At 40.0% G+C, this 16,823-nt stretch carries 16 protein-coding genes; 14 read left to right on the top strand and 2 right to left on the bottom strand.

Going from position 1 to position 16,823, the window contains the following annotated elements; translation table 11 throughout:
- Positions 1-2 precede the first annotated feature (2 nt).
- From walK to J7Q78_RS00355, 7 genes are all read left to right on the top strand, one after another.
- Positions 3-1,907, top strand: coding sequence for a cell wall metabolism sensor histidine kinase WalK (walK, locus tag J7Q78_RS00385; RefSeq protein WP_208422677.1), 1,905 nt, complete (start codon positions 3-5; stop codon positions 1,905-1,907).
- Positions 1,897-3,228, top strand: coding sequence for a YycH family regulatory protein (locus J7Q78_RS00380; RefSeq protein WP_208422678.1), 1,332 nt, complete (start codon positions 1,897-1,899; stop codon positions 3,226-3,228). The genes walK and J7Q78_RS00380 overlap by 11 nt, the downstream gene beginning before the upstream one ends.
- A gap of 4 nt (positions 3,229-3,232) precedes the next feature.
- Positions 3,233-4,048: a two-component system regulatory protein YycI gene (locus tag J7Q78_RS00375; protein WP_154242883.1), complete on the top strand. Its 816-nt coding sequence runs from the start codon at positions 3,233-3,235 to the stop codon at positions 4,046-4,048.
- Between the two features lie 36 nt (positions 4,049-4,084).
- On the top strand, positions 4,085-4,891 hold the full coding sequence (locus tag J7Q78_RS00370) for an MBL fold metallo-hydrolase (RefSeq protein ID WP_208422679.1): 807 nt from the start codon (positions 4,085-4,087) through the stop codon (positions 4,889-4,891).
- Positions 4,892-5,060: 169 nt separating this feature from the next.
- Positions 5,061-6,299, top strand: a complete 1,239-nt coding sequence (locus J7Q78_RS00365; protein WP_208422680.1) for a S1C family serine protease — start codon at positions 5,061-5,063, stop codon at positions 6,297-6,299.
- A 512-nt stretch (positions 6,300-6,811) separates the two neighbouring features.
- Positions 6,812-7,291, top strand: a complete 480-nt coding sequence (rlmH, locus tag J7Q78_RS00360) for a 23S rRNA (pseudouridine(1915)-N(3))-methyltransferase RlmH (RefSeq protein ID WP_208422681.1) — start codon at positions 6,812-6,814, stop codon at positions 7,289-7,291.
- Positions 7,292-7,413: 122 nt separating this feature from the next.
- Positions 7,414-8,115 (top strand): TVP38/TMEM64 family protein, encoded by a 702-nt coding sequence (locus J7Q78_RS00355; protein ID WP_208422682.1) that lies wholly within the window; start codon positions 7,414-7,416, stop codon positions 8,113-8,115.
- On the opposite strand, the gene J7Q78_RS00350 is transcribed toward J7Q78_RS00355, so the two are convergent.
- Positions 8,077-9,021 (bottom strand): quinone oxidoreductase family protein, encoded by a 945-nt coding sequence (locus J7Q78_RS00350; RefSeq protein WP_208422683.1) that lies wholly within the window; start codon positions 9,019-9,021, stop codon positions 8,077-8,079. The genes J7Q78_RS00355 and J7Q78_RS00350 overlap by 39 nt on opposite strands.
- Positions 9,022-9,188: 167 nt before the next feature.
- Here J7Q78_RS00350 and J7Q78_RS00345 point away from each other — a divergent pair, with 167 nt between their 5' ends.
- The 7 genes from J7Q78_RS00345 to J7Q78_RS00315 all read left to right on the top strand — a co-directional run bounded on the left by J7Q78_RS00345 (position 9,189) and on the right by J7Q78_RS00315 (position 16,452).
- A complete protein-coding gene (locus J7Q78_RS00345) occupies positions 9,189-9,671 on the top strand; it encodes a MarR family transcriptional regulator (protein WP_208422684.1) in 483 nt (160 codons plus the stop codon).
- A 90-nt stretch (positions 9,672-9,761) separates the two neighbouring features.
- On the top strand, positions 9,762-11,228 hold the full coding sequence (locus J7Q78_RS00340; RefSeq protein WP_208422685.1) for an MFS transporter: 1,467 nt from the start codon (positions 9,762-9,764) through the stop codon (positions 11,226-11,228).
- Between the two features lie 128 nt (positions 11,229-11,356).
- Complete coding sequence (gene deoC, locus J7Q78_RS00335) at positions 11,357-12,004, top strand: deoxyribose-phosphate aldolase (protein ID WP_208422686.1); 648 nt, start codon at positions 11,357-11,359, stop codon at positions 12,002-12,004.
- Between the two features lie 21 nt (positions 12,005-12,025).
- Positions 12,026-13,402: an L-fucose:H+ symporter permease gene (fucP, locus tag J7Q78_RS00330; RefSeq protein ID WP_208422687.1), complete on the top strand. Its 1,377-nt coding sequence runs from the start codon at positions 12,026-12,028 to the stop codon at positions 13,400-13,402.
- A 1-nt stretch (position 13,403) separates the two neighbouring features.
- Positions 13,404-14,426: an aldose 1-epimerase family protein gene (locus tag J7Q78_RS00325; protein ID WP_208422688.1), complete on the top strand. Its 1,023-nt coding sequence runs from the start codon at positions 13,404-13,406 to the stop codon at positions 14,424-14,426.
- Positions 14,427-14,441: 15 nt separating this feature from the next.
- On the top strand, positions 14,442-15,362 hold the full coding sequence (gene rbsK, locus J7Q78_RS00320) for a ribokinase (protein ID WP_208422689.1): 921 nt from the start codon (positions 14,442-14,444) through the stop codon (positions 15,360-15,362).
- 136 nt (positions 15,363-15,498) lie between these two features.
- A complete protein-coding gene (locus tag J7Q78_RS00315) occupies positions 15,499-16,452 on the top strand; it encodes a sugar-binding transcriptional regulator (protein WP_208422690.1) in 954 nt (317 codons plus the stop codon).
- A 154-nt stretch (positions 16,453-16,606) separates the two neighbouring features.
- Here J7Q78_RS00315 and J7Q78_RS10100 read toward each other — a convergent pair whose 3' ends face one another.
- Positions 16,607-16,693 carry an IS3 family transposase gene (locus J7Q78_RS10100; protein WP_407929548.1) on the bottom strand — a complete coding sequence of 29 codons (87 nt, stop codon included), beginning with the start codon at positions 16,691-16,693 and terminating at the stop codon, positions 16,607-16,609.
- Positions 16,694-16,823: the final 130 nt, after the last annotated feature.

Genomic DNA, 16,823 nt, shown 5'->3' with positions numbered 1-16,823 from the left:
ACATGAATAAGAAAATTCGGTTGTTACAATCGATACATTTTAAAATTGCCATTGTGTTTGTACTGTTGCTACTGGTAACGTTGGAAGTTATCGGGGCTTCTTTTGTGAAGCAACTGGAATATCAGAATGTCCGTGATTTTAAGCAGTCCTTACAAGTGACGCCCTACATTCAAAACCAGCTTAGCAATGAGTTACTGAATAATAATGGTAATGCCAACAAGAATATTAAAGAAATTATTGGCGATATGGGCAATTCTGCCGAAATTCAAGTTGTCGATAACAAGGGAACCATTCGCGGGGTCACGAACTTGAATAATCAAAGTACTGTTGGTCAGAAGACGCGCAATCCACGTGTAAAACAGGTTATTTACTCTGGACATACAGAGCAAGAAGTGGCATACAATGAGAGACTAGGGAGTTATTACACCGCAATTCAACCATTGACTAATCCAAGTGGTGATAGTAATACCGTTGTGGGTGCTGTTTATATCCGGGCTAGTATGGAAGATGTTTATAAAGGGATTTCATCGATTACGGTTATTTTCTTAACCTCGTCTTTAGTCGCTGGTTTATTAGGGATGGCGTTATCAATTGTTATTTCCCGGGCAATTACCCGACCAATTGATGAAATGAAGAAACAAGCGATTCAAATGGCACGCGGCGATTACTCTGGCCAAGTTAAGATTTATGGTCAAGATGAACTGGGCCAACTGGCAATTGCGGTCAATAACTTATCAGTCCGGGTTGAAGAGGCACAAGAAGCGTCAGAGTCGGAACGTCGCCGTCTCGACAGTGTGCTCAGTCATATGACTGATGGGGTCATTGCCACTGATCGACGAGGGAATATCACAATTATCAATGAAACTGGTCAAGACTTTCTAAACGTGACGCGCGATGAGTTACTGGGCCAGTCATTGCTTAAGGTGTTGCGAATTAGTGATGAATATTCTTTGCGGGATCTCTTGGAAACACAACAGGAAATGGTATTGGATTTCTCAGAACAACAAGACCATGACCTGATTTTGCACGTTGATTTTTCATTAATTCAAAAAGAAACCGGCTATATTACCGGTTTAGTTTGTGTGCTCCACGATGTTACAGAACAACAAAAAAATGAACAAGAACAGCGTGAATTCGTTTCGAATGTGTCTCACGAATTGCGGACACCATTAACGAGTGTGCGAAGTTACATTGAAGCGCTGAACGATGGCGCGTGGCAAGATCCTGAGCTAGCTCCCAACTTCTTAAAGGTGACCCAAGAAGAAACGGATCGGATGATTCGAATGATTAACGATCTTTTGAGTTTGTCGCGAATGGATCAAGGAACGGCGAAGATGAATTTGGAATACGTTAATTTAAACGAGTTCTTTGGGTATGTACTGGACCGATTTGACATGATGATCAAACGGGATCAGGAACATGAAGACGAGTTGCCTAAACTGACAACCAGCACGGGTAAACTACCGACGGATGATCCGAATAAGAAATACAGTATTACGCGCGACTTTACTAAGCGTGATTTATGGGTTGAAATTGATACCGATAAATTTATGCAAGTGATCGATAATATTATGAATAATGCGATTAAATATTCGCCAGATGGCGGCGTGATTACGTGTCGCTTATTGGAAACCCATCGTCATGTGATTTTAAGCATCTCGGATCAAGGGTTAGGGATACCACGGAAAGATCTCGGTAAGATTTTTGATCGCTTTTACCGGGTTGACAAGGCTCGTTCTCGTAAACAAGGCGGGACGGGTTTAGGTTTGGCAATTTCTAAAGAAGTCATCGAAGCCCATCGTGGTCGTGTTTGGGTTGATAGCCAAGAAGGTAAAGGCTCAACATTCTACATTTCATTGCCTTATGAACCAATTGATGCTGATGGAGGTGATTGGGATGCGATTTAATAACTTTTTAATGCGCGTTGTACTGATTGCAGCCATTATTGTCAGTATTGGACTATCATGGCTAATCTGGACCAGTAACGCGCATTATGAGCGTCAGACGGACAGTCAGGCCACCACTAAGTCAACAAGTCGTAAAACAGAACGAAAAATTGGCGATATTTTCTTACCAACACAGCTATTGTGGCGGAATGACAATCAGAGTCAGTTGATTTATAACTCAAAGGAGAGTCTAATTCCACAATTTAAAGCGACATTGAAACTCGCTAAATCGGCACAGTTTAAACAAGCAAAGTTAAGCGAAAATGATTATTATCAGGCAATTAGTGCGGATCATACGTTGACCCTTTTATACCCAGATAATATTTCGTACGCGATTTTTAAAAAGGTCTTCAGTTATCAGAATAATAATTTAGGCCAAAACGTGACGTTCAATCGGATTCGAATCACACTAGGCGCACAGCCTAAGCTATGGTTGATGAATGATCAAAGTCATCAAGTGTACCAAACGACACTCAATGTTTTTTCACAAGCGCGTGTGAAAAAGGTGCTTTCAAATGCTGACGTGCATTTGAAAGTGGCCGAAAAGATGTTGAACCACAAGCCACTACTTTATGTGGCAGCCGATCAAACATTGTTACCTTATAGTTATTTGGTTAATCAACAACCCGAGAATTATTACATCACAACGTTGTTGAATCAACAAAATACAGACAAGATTGATACCAAAGAACAAGGTAGTAGTGCGATTTATACAGATGGAACGGATAGCAATTTGTATAAACGCCTAACAATCAACCATGATACCGGTGAAATTTCGTTTGTGAAGTATGAAAATAAGCAATCACCAAGTACTTTGACCAAGAGTTTTGAAGCCAGCTTCGATGCGCTTTTAAAAACCGGTAACGCCCTTTCTGGGATGCGGTTTTATAGTTATGATAAAGCGACGAATTCGACCGCTTATCGGACCTATGTCGAAGGCTTTCCAGTCTTTTACCAGACTAACTTTGGGAGTGTGAAGGTGCAATTTTTACCGACCGGACAAAAGATTGATTTTTCAAATTATAGTTTACAAGTCCCCGTTCCTGCTGAAGACAAGCAAGTTACATTACCAAGTACGGAGTCTGTGTTGAATCAATTGACAAGCAATGGGTTCTTGCTAGAAAATGTGGAAAACGTGCAAGTCGGATACGAATGGACCAAAGAAACCAGTAACGAACAAGTGATTGATTTAAATCCAACCTACTTTGTGCAATATAAAGGGGTTTGGCGCAGCCTTTCCGCATTGATGGCGCAAAAAGCTGAATTAACCGAAGGGAGTTAGATGAATGGATTTTCGCAGAATTGAAATGATTTTTATCGCCATTTTTATTGCGCTAGATATCTATTTATTTGCTTCGCTGAAGGGGAGTCAGACGATAACGTCGACGGCGATTACTAGTGGTTCACAAACGAGCCAGATTATGAAGGACTTAAAAGACGATCAAATCTCAGTGAAGAAACTTTCCAAGCGCCGAATGGATGGCTATTATTTAGCTAGCCGGCAAAAGGACCAGACGTTATTAGAAACGGCAAGTGCCAAGCTAATCGGACAAACTGTTTCGTTTGACAAGGCACGGATGACACTAACGAGCGAACTAGATAAACCGTTAACCTACAAAAAAGGGAACCAACGTTTAGTGGTGGCAGCCTTTATGAAGGAACCTAATAATGTGCTGCAAGCAGATGATTACCGCTATTCACACGCCTTATCCAGTGATCAACAAGTCGTTTATGTGCAAAAAGTTCCAGGGGGGCAAATCATGGATGAACATGGTCAGCTGATTTTTACATTAGAAGACGGACAGATTAGCCACTACACGCAAACTTATACGAATAAGATTCAAGTTTTGCGTGAAAAAGAAAGTACGAAGGTAACTGCTCAAGATGCTGTCATTGATTTATATACGGATAATGAGATTCCGAATAACTCGCGTATTATGTGGGTTAAACTTGGATACAGTGCTTTGTTGGACGCCAATAGTAGCACGGTGTACGTACCAGCTTGGCAAGTGGCCATTGAGAACAAGAATTCTAAGAGTGTCGTCGTTAAGCGCATTAACGCCTTTACCGGTGCACTAATGAAGAACCGTAGTGAAGTTTAGTTGTTTTAGAAAGAGACCAAGGGGATAGAGCAAAAGATGGTAGAAAAAGACGCAATGCAAGTCAGCGTGCTCGCAAGCAGTAGTTCTGGCAATACAACGTATATTGAAACGCCTAAGCACAAAGTGTTAGTTGATGCGGGAATGAGCGGTAAACGCGTACAAGATTTAATGCATAGTATTGGCCGCGATCTCAAGGACGTCGACAGCTTATTAGTGACCCACGAGCATCGTGACCATAGTAGCGGGGTGGGTGTATTGGCCCGACGTTATGGGATAGATGTGTATGCCAATCAACCAACATGGGATGCAATGGCTTCGATTATTGGTGAAGTCCCTGCCGAACACAAGCACATTTTTGAAATGGGCAGTACCTTGTCAATTGGTGATTTAGACATCGAAAGTTACGGTGTATCACATGATGCCGCTGCCGCACAATTCTACCAATTCCATCATAATAACCGCGCGTTTGCAATTTTGACCGATACGGGCTATGTCTCTGATCAAGTGCGTGGCACAATTGCAAATGCGGATGCTTATTTAGTAGAATGTAACCACGATTTAGAGATGCTCCGGATGGGAAAATATCCGTGGTCATTGAAACAACGGATTCTCAGTGATACGGGTCATTTATCGAATGAAGATGGTGCATCCGCTTTGATGTCGTTCATTGGTCACCAGACCAAACGCGTTTTCCTAGGCCACTTGAGTCAAGAAAACAATATGAAGGAACTGGCCCATTTGACGGTTGCGTCGATCTTAAAAGAACACGATTATGGTGTCGGCACCGATTTTGAAATTTTAGATACGGATCCAGCAGTTGCTGATCCATTGTTTGCTGTATAATTAAACTGAATAGAAGACATTTTAATTGTTTTTGCGAAATAAGTCCGCTAAAATGCGGATTAGAAAAACAATTTAATATTCGTATCTTGTTCATAATTTTTTCAAATTTACATTCTATGATAAAGATAATCAATCAACAGAATTTATTAGAAAGTTTGGGTGAATTAGGATGAATCAGAATTCAGGATTAATAAGAACCGCAGTTGTTGCTGTTGTCGCGGCATTAATTGGCGGTGGTGTTGCTAGTTATGCCGGTTCAAAGATGAACAGCAACACTGTCTCAAGCACGACCCAAGTGCCGACTAAAGCCGGTGCTACTAAAATCAGTAATATTAAAGTTAACTCTTCATCGCAAACAACAACCGCTTTTAATAAGGTTAATAAAGCCGTTGTGTCCGTGGTTAACTTACAAAAACAACAAGATAACTCAGATGGTTTGAGTGCGTTATTTGGCTCAGATAGTAGCAATAAAAAAAGTAGCAGTAGCCAACTTGAAGAATCAAGTGAAGGCTCAGGTTTAATTTATGAAAAGAAAGACGGCAAGGCCTACATTGTCACGAATAATCACGTGGTCTCTGGCTCGGATAAACTAGAAGTGATCCTTAGTGATGGAACGAAGCTCGATGCGAGCTTAGTCGGCACGGATGCTGTTTCTGATTTAGCTGTTTTAAAGATTGATAGTGCTAAAGTGACGAAGACCGCAACATTTGGCGACTCTGACAGTATCAAACCCGGTGAATCAGTCCTTGCGATTGGCTCACCGTTAGGTTCAGAATATGCCACTTCTGTCACTCAAGGGATTATTTCAGCGAAGAAACGGACGATTGATGTGACGGATGAAACAACCGGCCAAGCGACTGGTCAAGCCACCGTTATTCAAACAGATACAGCGATTAATCCAGGGAATTCAGGCGGGCCGCTAGTTAACCTTGCTGGGCAAGTCATTGGGATTAATTCAATGAAATTAGCTTCTAACGGGAGCACAACGGTTGAAGGGATGGGCTTTGCTATTCCAAGTAACGAAGTGGTCAAAATTATTAATCAACTAGTTGCTAATGGGAAAGTCGTTCGACCAGCACTTGGGATTAGTGTTATCGACTTGACGAATGTTTCATCAACGCAACAAGCATCTGTCTTGAAGTTACCAACCTCTGTGAAAGGTGGCGTGGTTGTTGCATCCGTTAATGCCAACTCAGTTGCTAAGAAGGCTGGGATTAGTAAGTACGACGTCATTGTTGGTTTAGGTGGTAAGGATGTGACAAGTGTTGCCGACTTACACACGACACTTTATAGCTACGATATGAACAGTACGGTTGAGATTCAATACTACCATAATGGTGAGTTGAAGAAATCGACGGTGAAATTGACAGAAGCAGCATCAACAGATAGTACAACGACAGTCAAATAAAGCAAAGCCGCCAGCATCAATGAGATGTTGGCGGCTTTTTTATTTTGGCTAAATTTGGATCAAAGGGACAAGAATGTTAAGTTTTAAAAATGTCAATGTGGATAGTAACTGGGGAGGCAAACAAATCACCTGTGGATAAGTCTGTGGATTGTGGGTATAACACGGTTGAAACGTCTCTTTAGTTATCCACAAAAAAATTAACAAGCGGTGGATAACTTTGATAAAATTAATCGTATGCCTCAAAAACGTTACTATAAAAGGATTTGGAACCGGATAATTTGAAGTGCGAACAATCAAAAAAAGGTGGATAACTTTTTAATTAAATTTAATGAAAAAAATTATGCGTCGGTTATTTGGTGTCAAGAAAAATTCGGGACACCATATTTGGGACGAACACCTGTGCATATGTGGACAACTTTTGTGGATAACCGGTAAATTTCGGTGAATTACTGTGAATAGCTTTTTTTCTGGCGGTTTTTCCCCTAAAATATAACTAACAGTAGGAGGCTTTTATGAACATTAAAGTAATCACGGTCGGTAAATTAAAGGAAAAGTATTTAAAAGCAGGCATTGCCGAATATGCAAAACGGCTTAGTAAGTTCTGTAAGTTTGAAATAATCGAAGTGGCGGATGAAAAAGCGCCCGAATCATTGAGTAACGCGGAAATGACCAATGTCAAAGACAAAGAAGGCGAACGAATTCTCAATAAGATTAAGGATAAGGAGCACGTGATTGTTCTGGCAATTCAAGGCAAGCAACGCGCTTCAGAAGAATTCGCACAAGAAATTCAAACTTTAGCAACCTATGGTAGATCAGATATCACGTTTGTCATCGGTGGATCACTTGGAACGAGTGATGCGGTTAATAAGCGCGCCAACGATGCGTTATCATTTGGCAAGCTCACGTTACCGCACCAATTGATGCGTTTAGTATTAACCGAACAGATTTATCGCGCATTCATGATTAACCAAGGATCGCCATATCATAAATAAAAAAAGAAATCACATGGGTTTCTTTTTTTATTTTATAATACATAGACCTGTTTTCTCACTTGTTGCTTGTTTATACTTACTAGAGTAAGGAATCATTTTTTAGTAGAGATGAGGGAAAATAGATGGCCAAGAGACAGCGTAACCGTCTTTTATTAATAAGCGGTGTCATTTTAATGGGTTTGGCAATCTTATTAATCGGATGGCAGCACCAGACTGCCGTGTTTGCTTTTTTTAATCAATGGCAAAATTACCGCCAATATGTGCTTGAGATACGTCATCTGGGACCGTATGCTTACTTGGTGTTTGGTCTGTTAATGATTGGTGTTACCTTAATTCCAGGTGCGCCAACATCAGCGGTGGCATTGATTGTTGGGGCGTGTCTTGGTCATTGGAGGGGGTTCATGGTTAACGCAGTGGGCTTGACGCTTGGTAATTTATTGCAAGTCCATTTATTTGCGCGTGTCAGAAATCGTCGTAGTAAAAAGCCGGATTCTCGTGTTTACCGCGCACTGATTAAGATGCAACATCCAGCGCTTGGCGTATTAATTGGGTACGCAGTGCCGATGATTCCAACGGCCTTTGTCAACTTGGCGGCTGGGGATACACACCTTACATTCAGAGCACAGCGACTGGCATGTTTTGGTGGTTCGACAATTGTTGCATTTATCTATGCTTTTGCTGGTGATTTGTTAATCTTGAAGCAGGATTGGAAGAGTCTGTTGATTCTCTTGGTTGTAGCGGTCGTTATCGGACTCGCAGAATATGGACTTCGAATGAAACGGGAATCAATTAAGTGTGAAGACGACTCGTTTGTTGCCAGATAAATGCCACCCCATTTCAACATCTGCTATCGGTAGTGCATGTGTATAGAAGGTAAAAGGTTGGGCTTTTTCAGCAGCCAAAATAGCGGACAAAGAATGCAAGATATTGATGGACGCTACGGAACCCTGACCAGATCCGATTAATTCTAAAGCAGTAGCGCGGAAAACGGCGCTTGGAAGTGGTGCTGTGAGGCCAGCTGAAGAGCCGATTTCAACCCATTGTAAAGGTTGTTGGTTATTTTGACGATGTGGGATAATTGCAGTCATAGTATCAGCTGTGACGTTTCCCCAAAGGTAGTCGAGAACGATATCAACATCGCGCCCAGCTTCAGCTAATTTAGCGTTTAGTTCTGTTGATCCTTCAGATAAGTCGATGAGTTGGGTTGCGCCTAGTTCAGTCAGTTGGTTAAGCTTTTTAGTATTGCGGGCAACCGCAATAATTTCGGCAGCTCCTAGGCGTTTGGCGATTTGAACGGCCAGCATGCCGGCGTTTCCGGTTGCGCCTAGAATCATTACTTTTTGACCCACGCTAAAATGAGCACGATAATGCAAAGCCATCCAAGAAGAGAGGGCGGGATTCATCATACCCGCCAGTTTAATCGCATCAAGGCCATCGGGAACAGCTACCCAATGGCCCTTTTTTACGGGGACTTGTTCAGCAAAACTGCCTTCGTTGACGAAATAAACTTGTTCACCGGTTGGGAGAGTTCCAATGCCATCAACACCGGGAATCATTGGTAATTTGTCCGTTGAAGTGTAGTGGCTGCCGGTCGCACCGGAACGTGCTCGGTTGGAAAGGGATGACGCCGTTACATTGATGAGGACTTCATTGGGTTGAGGGGTTGGTGTTGGAAAATCTGTTTCGAATTTTGGTGATTGATTAAAGTTACGAACAACGATTGCTTTCATAGTAAAAACCTCTTTTTAGTTTAATTCATTACTGGTAATGAATAAGGATAAACAAATTGATATTACTTTAAATAAAACGTGGCTTGTTTTTTGATTACCTGTAATGTAAAATTAGTATAGAATTCAAATTAATGAAAGTCAATATATTTATTACAGGTAATTTAAAAATGTCGAAATTAATACAGTTCCAAAAAATGATGGCCAGATTGCACAAAGAAAATGATCAAGATCCTGAACGTGACTGGCTCTTAGCACATTTAAAACAGACAGCCTCTGAAGCTGCTGTAACCCAAGCAAAGAAGCTGACCCATTCAGAATTAGAAATCCTAACCCAATTGGCGCAAGCTGGCGCAGCAGTTCCTTTTAAGCAACTCCAAGCACATTCCGATTTATCACAAGGAATGTTATCGCGCTACATTCAACGTTTGGCAAAAAATAAGTTGGTTGAAAAGTTTCATACACCAGAAAATCAAAAAGCGGTAGTCCTCAGAGTAACAGCACTTGGCCAATCGGTGGGCAGTCTGCACTATCAACTACATCAAAAACAACAACGTAACTACGAAGCAGTTTTGGCTAATTACTCCGAAGCAGAACTCGAGAAAATCTCGACGTTTATCGACCAAATGATTGAAGCACGGGAGAAACTCTAAGGTGTATGATAATAAAATAATTGACATGCTGAGTAAGCTTGTTAAGTAACTTATACTATAATAAAAAAGAAAAATGTGGGGCACGTGGTAGTGAGTAAGAAAAATACACTTTTGGTAACATTGGCATTATTATTATCCAACACAATGGCGGGACTCGATGGGACAATTATCAACACGGCTTTGCCCGCCATTATCAGTGATTTGCATGGGATTCAATATATGGGCTGGATCGTCGCTGTTTTCCTTTTGGGGATGGCAGTTGCGACGCCCTTATGGAGCAAATTAGGGGAACGGATTGGCAATCGTGGCGCCTATCAGCTGGCGACATTATTATTTGCGGTTGGTTCGATTTTTCAAGCAGTTTCTGGCAATATCGTCTTCTTCCTGATTGCACGAACGGTGATGGGCATCGGGGCTGGCGGGATGAATACTTTACCGTTTATTATCTATGCTGATTTGTATAAGAATTTGCGCAAACGCGCGCAGGTAATTGGCTATGCGACTGCGAGTTATAGTGCGGCATCGATTGTAGGACCACTAATTGGTGGTTGGATTGTCGATACATTTAGCTGGCACTGGGTTTTTTATATCAACGTACCAATTGCTTTAGTATCGATTGTTTGTGTCCGTTATTTCTTCAAAGAAACGCCTAAATCACATCAAACTGGAAATGTTGATTATTTAGGTGCTGGGATTATGATTACCAGTTTGGTGACTTTATTGACGGGAATTCAAATGATTGGGACCGGCTCGTTAGCACTCGTCTTAGGTTTGGTAATTGCTGGTTTGGCCTTATTAGTTGTCTTATTTAGAGTTGAAGACCGGGCCATTGATCCAATTGTGCCAAACCGTTTATTTAAAAATCCGCAATTGGTAACCGACTTTATTTTATTCGTTGTTTTGTGGGGCGCGTTTATTGCGTTTAATATCTATATTCCAATGTGGGCACAAGGTTTACTTGGATTGAGTGCACTACTTGGTGGAATGACACAAATTCCAGGTGCGGTGACTAACTTAATTGGTTCGTTAACCGGCCCTGCAATTCAACCTAAATTGGGTAAACACCGCGTTGTGACGTTAGGCACTGTTGCTTTTTTAATTGCGTTTGGTGGGATGTTGATGATGGGCGATCAGGCACCGTTTTGGGTCCTACTTTTGATGGGGGCCTTTGAAGGATTCGGCCTTGGGATGAGCTTTAATGTGCTGCAAATTAGCGTTCAAGAAGACGCAGAAGAACGTGATGTCCCCATTGCGACGTCGTTTGCTTACCTTTTACGAATTCTCAGTCAAACATTCATGTCATCGATTTACGGGGTTATTTTGAACCATGCCTTAACACGTGGTATTGCTGAATCGCACGGTCAAATTACAATGGCGATGATGAATAAGTTGAGTAATCTCCAACGCGTTCACGAGTTGCCGCCGCGCTTATTACCAGCAATGCGCGCAATTATGTACCAAGGCTTGCATAATATCATGCTGATTGCGACAGTCCTATTAGTGATTGTGCTTGTTTTTAATATCTGGCTACAGATGAAGGCGAAAAGAGAAAATTAGAAAAGACGTTACCCTATTAATAAATAGGGTAATTTTTTTGCGGAATATTGAACTTATTTCCAAAATCTTATTTTACAAATGTAAAATAAGATGGTAAGCTATACCCATAAATGAAAGGGGATACAAAAATGAAATTATCAAGCTATTTAGATCATACGTTATTAAAACCAGAGGCAACGGAGGAACAGATTAACCAAGTGATTCAGGAAGCTAAGACGAATGAATTTGCTTCTGTCATGGTCAATCCATATTGGGTTAAACATGTTAGTGATGAATTAAAAAATAGTACTGTGAAGACAGCAACGGTTATCGGCTTTCCACTGGGTGCAAATACCACTGCAATAAAGGTTGCAGAAGCAAAACAAGCGATTGCCGATGGTGCAGATGAAATTGATATGGTCATCAATATTGGTGAACTTAAAGCAAACCATTTGGACCAAGTTAAAGCAGATGTGGAAGCCGTTGTTGAAGTGGGGCATGCACAACAAATCTTAGTGAAAGTCATTGTCGAAACTGCTTTATTAACAGAAGAGGAAAAAGTAATAATTAGCCGCTTGTTGCTAGAAACAGATGCTGATTTTATTAAGACATCAACAGGTTTTGCAAGTAGTGGTGCTAAAGTAGCCGATATCCAATTAATCAAGTCAATTGTTGGGGACCAGCTAAAAATTAAAGCATCCGGCGGTATCCATACAAAGGAGGAAGCTGAGGCAATGATTTCTGCAGGAGCAAGTCGTCTAGGGACCAGTGCTAGTGTCGCAATTATTCGCGGTTAGAGTCAGTAAGGGAGGTAGATTATGCAAAGTATTCAAAAAGTGCAAACACCAAAAGTACCGTGTAGTAAAAAACACTATATTTTTAAATTATATGCGAGTCAACTAGATGATGGTTATTTAGATCGGATTCCAATTTTTCAATTTATCTTGTTATCATGTTTATTTCCGCTTTGGGGAGCGGCAGCTAGTTTAAACGATATCTTAATTACACAGTTTAAAACAATTTTTACTTTAAGTAATTTCGCAAGCGCTTTTGTACAAAGCGCGTTTTATGGTGGCTATTTTATTATTGCGATTCCCGCGTCACTAGTTATTAAGAAAACATCATATAAGATTGCTATCCTAGTTGGTCTATTATGTTATGCCATTGGCTGTACATTATTCTTCCCAGCTTCAACGATGGGGACGTATGGGGTCTTTTTAGTTGCCTTATTTGCAATCGCAATCGGGTTAAGTTTCTTAGAGACTTCAGCGAACACGTATAGTTCATTGCTTGGACCACAGAAAACGGCCACACTAAGATTAAATATTTCACAAACCTTCTATCCAATTGGAGCTGCAATTGGGATTTTATTAGGTAAATATTTAATTTTTGGGGCGGGTGATAGTCTTGAAAAGCAAATGAGTGGATTGACGGGTGCAGACAGAATTAGCTTTGGTGAACAAGCGTTACAAAAGACATTATTACCGTACAAGTACATTATTATCATTCTAGTTATTGCAATAATTATCTTTGCAATAACTGAATTCCCGATGAGTAAACCTAAACAAACGAATACACAGGATGCTAAAATTTCCGAAACATTAAGTTATCTGATTAAAAATAATGCTTATTTAAAAGGGATTTTTACAGCATTTATGTATGTTGGAATGCAAACGGCGGTTTGGTCATTTACAATTCGGTTAGCAATGACACTAAACCATAGTATTAATGAACGTAGCGCTTCAACTTTTATGGTTTTCAGTTACATCGCCTTCTTTGTGGGGAAAATGATTGCCAATTTATTGATGGATAAAATATCTGCTTCTAAGATCTTATTAATATTTAGTATATTTGGCACATTAACGATTGCTTATATTATGGTTGTGCATAATATGTCGGCCGTTTATGCGGCAATATTTGTAAGCGGTCTCTTTGGTCCTTGTTGGGCAACAATTTATGCTAAAACCTTAGATACTGTTGCAGAACGGCAACATATAGCTACCGCAGGAGCGGTCTTAGTAATGGCAATCATTGGTGGGGCAGTTATTCCTGCCATCCAAGGATTAGCAGCAGATTACTTAGGATCGATGTCATATTCATTTGTGGTTAACTTAGTTTGTTTTGCGGTTGTTGTGTTGTATGCGGTTGGCCAAGTTAAGTATGACCGTCTGACAAAAGAGATTCAGGAGGGTTAACATGGAGAATACAATCTTTCTAACACCTAATTTATTTAAAACAGAATCATTTAAGCTTTTTGAAAGCAATGCTTTTTTAGTAGAAGCGGGACGATATTCTTCTGGTGTTGCAGTTTTAAAGGTAAGCAATTCACGAGGGTATTTAAAAATATTACCTTATATGGGCATGATTATCTGGGATGCATTCTTTGATGAAGAAACATTAAAAATGAAGGATGCGTTCTCGCAACCGTTACCGGGTGAAGGTATCGCTGATACTTATGGCTGTTTTCAATTCTCATCAGGCTTGTTAGCAAACGGGACCCCAGGACCTGAAGACGACTACCAATTACATGGTGAATTTCCAACATCACCAATGACTAATGCCTATCTAACTATTGGTGGGGATTCGTTGACCATTGGTAGCCAATATGAATATGTTAAGGGGTTTGGTCACCATTACTTGGCACAACCTAGTGTAGTAATGCATAGAAATAGTGGGTTATTTGATATCAAGATGGCAGTTACCAACTTATCTAAATATCAAGAAATGCCCCTTCAATATATGTGTCATATGAATTATGCCTATCATGATCAAGCGAAATTATCACAAAGTGTGTCAGATGATGTTTTTAAGCTCAGACAATCTATTCCGGGGCATGTACACCCAACACCTGAATGGTTGGCTTACAATCAGAGACTTAAAGATAGTGGTGAAGTCATAACTCAGTTAAATAATCCTGATAAATATGATCCAGAAATTGTCTACTTTACGGATAATTTAACACAATACGCTAAAGAAGTTACTTTCAAAATGACGCTTAAAAATGGTAAGCAATTTATGACTAAGATTAATACGGCTGAATTTCCAATTGTAACTCGGTGGATTTTACACAATCCTGATCAACAGGTGGCTGCTTTTGCATTACCAGGTACTAGTCGCCCTGAAGGATTCCATGCAGCTCAAAAAGCAGGAACATTAATTATGCTAAAACCAGGGGAGAAGCGTCAATTTTCAGTGACAACCGGATTGGTAAATGAATAAAGGGAGAGATTATTAATGAATGACTTAACGGTAATTGGGTCGAATATGATCGATCTAATCACTTACCTGGATAGAATGCCTGTTGAAGGTGAAACTGTTGAAGCGCCAGAATTTGAAATGGGATTTGGTGGCAAAGGAGCTAATCAAGCGATTGCAGCTGCTAGATTAGGTTCTAAGGTAAGTATGATTACGATGGTGGGTCATGATAATTTTGGTAAACAACAGTTGGATAATTTTCAAAAAAATGGTATTGATACACATGGTATCGGTGTAGGTGAAAGTAACAGTGGGGTTGCGCCAATCTTTGTTGACCCATCTTCTGATAATCGGATCATTGTTGTTAAAGGAGCTAATAATGAATTAACACCTGATATTTTAGACAACTTTAAAAATCAAATTAAGCACTCTAAATTAGTAGTTCTTCAACAAGAAATTCCTTTGGAAACGAACTATCATGCAATCGAATTAGCACAACAATTTAATGTGCCAGTTTTATTGAACCCGGCGCCAGCAAATGAACACTTAAATGTCGACTATGTTTCCAAGGTCGAGTTTTTTACACCGAATGAAACAGAATTAGCGACATTAACGGGTCTACCAACTAATAATTTAGATGAAATTAAAATTGCTGCGCAAGCCTTAATTAGTAAGGGCGTGGGTAATATTATTATCACATTAGGAAGTAAAGGGGCATTGTGGGTAACCGCTGAGCATACTGAAATTGTGCCAGGAAAACACGTAAAAGCTGTTGATACAACGGGTGCAGGAGATTCATTTATCGGGGCATTTGCCCACTACTATTCATCAGGTGAATCTGTACCAGATGCTCTAGCGCATGCCAATCAATATGCTGCTGTGACCGTAACCCGGAAAGGAACACAGAAATCATACCCGACAGCAATAGAGTTGCCAGCATTACTCGCGGTTACTTTGTAGTTGTTTAGAATTAATAAAAGAGCGTTGGTAATTTGGCAAATTTGTCAATACTAACGCTTTTTTATTAAATTAATAGCCGTAAATAGCTTTTTTATGCTAGAGTTTAGCTAGTAGATTCGTCAAAGAAGGTGTAATTTTGGAAGAAATTAGTTCAAAACGAGTTAAGCAAGCGCTGAAAGTCGCACATTATTATTATCAAGGTAATATGGATCAAAGTAAGATTGCGCAAGAGATGGGGCTATCACGACCGACTGTTTCACGATTGCTTCAGCTGGCACGTGATAATGGTTACGTCAAAATTGAAATTAAAGATCCATTTGAAGATGTTTATTACTTAGAACAACAACTTGAAAAAAAATATCAGCTTCAGCGTGCAATTGTCGTTTATGCACCTTCGAGTGATTACCAAACAATTATTCAAAAAATTGGTCAAGCAACTGCTGATTATTTACAAAAGATTGTAACGGATGACGATATTATTGGTGTTACCTGGGGTAAAACACTACGAGAGGTTGCGATGTCATTAGATCCGGATGTTAATCACCAACAAAATGTTAGAATCGTGCAGTTAAAGGGCGGGGTAACCCACTCGATGACGGATAATTTTGCTAGCGAAGTAATGCGTGATTTTACTCAGGCATTTCACGCTAAGTCGGATAGCTTACCTTTACCAGTAATTTTTGACAATGCAAAAACAAAAGAGTTAGTCACTGAAGACCGACATATTCAGTATGTTATTCAACAGGGACAAAAGGCTAATATTGCTGTGTTTACAGTTGGGACAGTATATGATGATGCGATGCTTTTTAAATTAGATTACTTAAACAAAAAAGAAATAACGAAACTGAAAAAGGGATCTGTCGGTGATATTAGTTCACGCTTTATCAAAGCGGACGGTGAGATTGCAGATGAGGGCATTAATCGTAGAACAGTTGGTATTGAATTAGATGCATTACGTCAAAAGCAACATGCTATTTTAGTAGCTGGTGGAGCACGAAAACTAGCTGCAATTCGAGGTGCGCTTGTTGGACAATATGCAAATACCTTGGTAATTGATGAGGGAACTGCTCGGCTACTGTTGGCAGAATAAATAATAGGTTTGATATTTAATTGTAAAGTGATTGCGATAGAGCTAAGTTAAATATTCTTGGTGGACATATTATAGGCAGGATCCGAAGATAACACCATAATATGGGCGTGTGTGATATCCCCAAAAAGTTAAAGTAAATATTTAGTTGTGTTTTCTAGGCGGCACGTTGTCGGTATTTTACTGGTGATGTGCCATCTAGTTTCATTTGAATACGTTGCTTTGTATTGTAATAAGTTATCATGGTTCTATTTTTTGAATCAATTCCTTGGCTGAATTGTATTGTCGTAAATAATCTACCTAACTTTTAATTTATTTATAGAAGAAGCTTTCAATAAAAATACCCCAATCATTAAAGTTTTTACTTTAACGAT

The organism is Latilactobacillus fragifolii, assembly GCF_905332535.1.
Taxonomy (GTDB): Bacteria; Bacillota; Bacilli; order Lactobacillales; family Lactobacillaceae; genus Latilactobacillus; species Latilactobacillus fragifolii.
The sequence above is the reverse complement of the archived record's forward strand: the minus strand, read 5'-3'. Positions and strand labels throughout refer to the sequence as shown.

Coding starts and splice junctions, on each gene's coding strand:
- J7Q78_RS00350 (WP_208422683.1), bottom strand. CDS start 9,021: ATGAAAGCAATCGTTGTTCGTAACTTTAATCAATCACCAAAATTCGAA.
- fucP (WP_208422687.1), top strand. CDS start 12,026: ATGCAAAGTATTCAAAAAGTGCAAACACCAAAAGTACCGTGTAGTAAA.
- walK (WP_208422677.1), top strand. CDS start 3: ATGAATAAGAAAATTCGGTTGTTACAATCGATACATTTTAAAATTGCC.
- J7Q78_RS00355 (WP_208422682.1), top strand. CDS start 7,414: ATGGCCAAGAGACAGCGTAACCGTCTTTTATTAATAAGCGGTGTCATT.
- J7Q78_RS00345 (WP_208422684.1), top strand. CDS start 9,189: ATGTCGAAATTAATACAGTTCCAAAAAATGATGGCCAGATTGCACAAA.
- J7Q78_RS00375 (WP_154242883.1), top strand. CDS start 3,233: ATGGATTTTCGCAGAATTGAAATGATTTTTATCGCCATTTTTATTGCG.
- J7Q78_RS00380 (WP_208422678.1), top strand. CDS start 1,897: ATGCGATTTAATAACTTTTTAATGCGCGTTGTACTGATTGCAGCCATT.
- rbsK (WP_208422689.1), top strand. CDS start 14,442: ATGAATGACTTAACGGTAATTGGGTCGAATATGATCGATCTAATCACT.
- J7Q78_RS00365 (WP_208422680.1), top strand. CDS start 5,061: ATGAATCAGAATTCAGGATTAATAAGAACCGCAGTTGTTGCTGTTGTC.
- J7Q78_RS00370 (WP_208422679.1), top strand. CDS start 4,085: ATGGTAGAAAAAGACGCAATGCAAGTCAGCGTGCTCGCAAGCAGTAGT.
- deoC (WP_208422686.1), top strand. CDS start 11,357: ATGAAATTATCAAGCTATTTAGATCATACGTTATTAAAACCAGAGGCA.
- J7Q78_RS00325 (WP_208422688.1), top strand. CDS start 13,404: ATGGAGAATACAATCTTTCTAACACCTAATTTATTTAAAACAGAATCA.
- J7Q78_RS10100 (WP_407929548.1), bottom strand. CDS start 16,693: ATGATAACTTATTACAATACAAAGCAACGTATTCAAATGAAACTAGAT.
- rlmH (WP_208422681.1), top strand. CDS start 6,812: ATGAACATTAAAGTAATCACGGTCGGTAAATTAAAGGAAAAGTATTTA.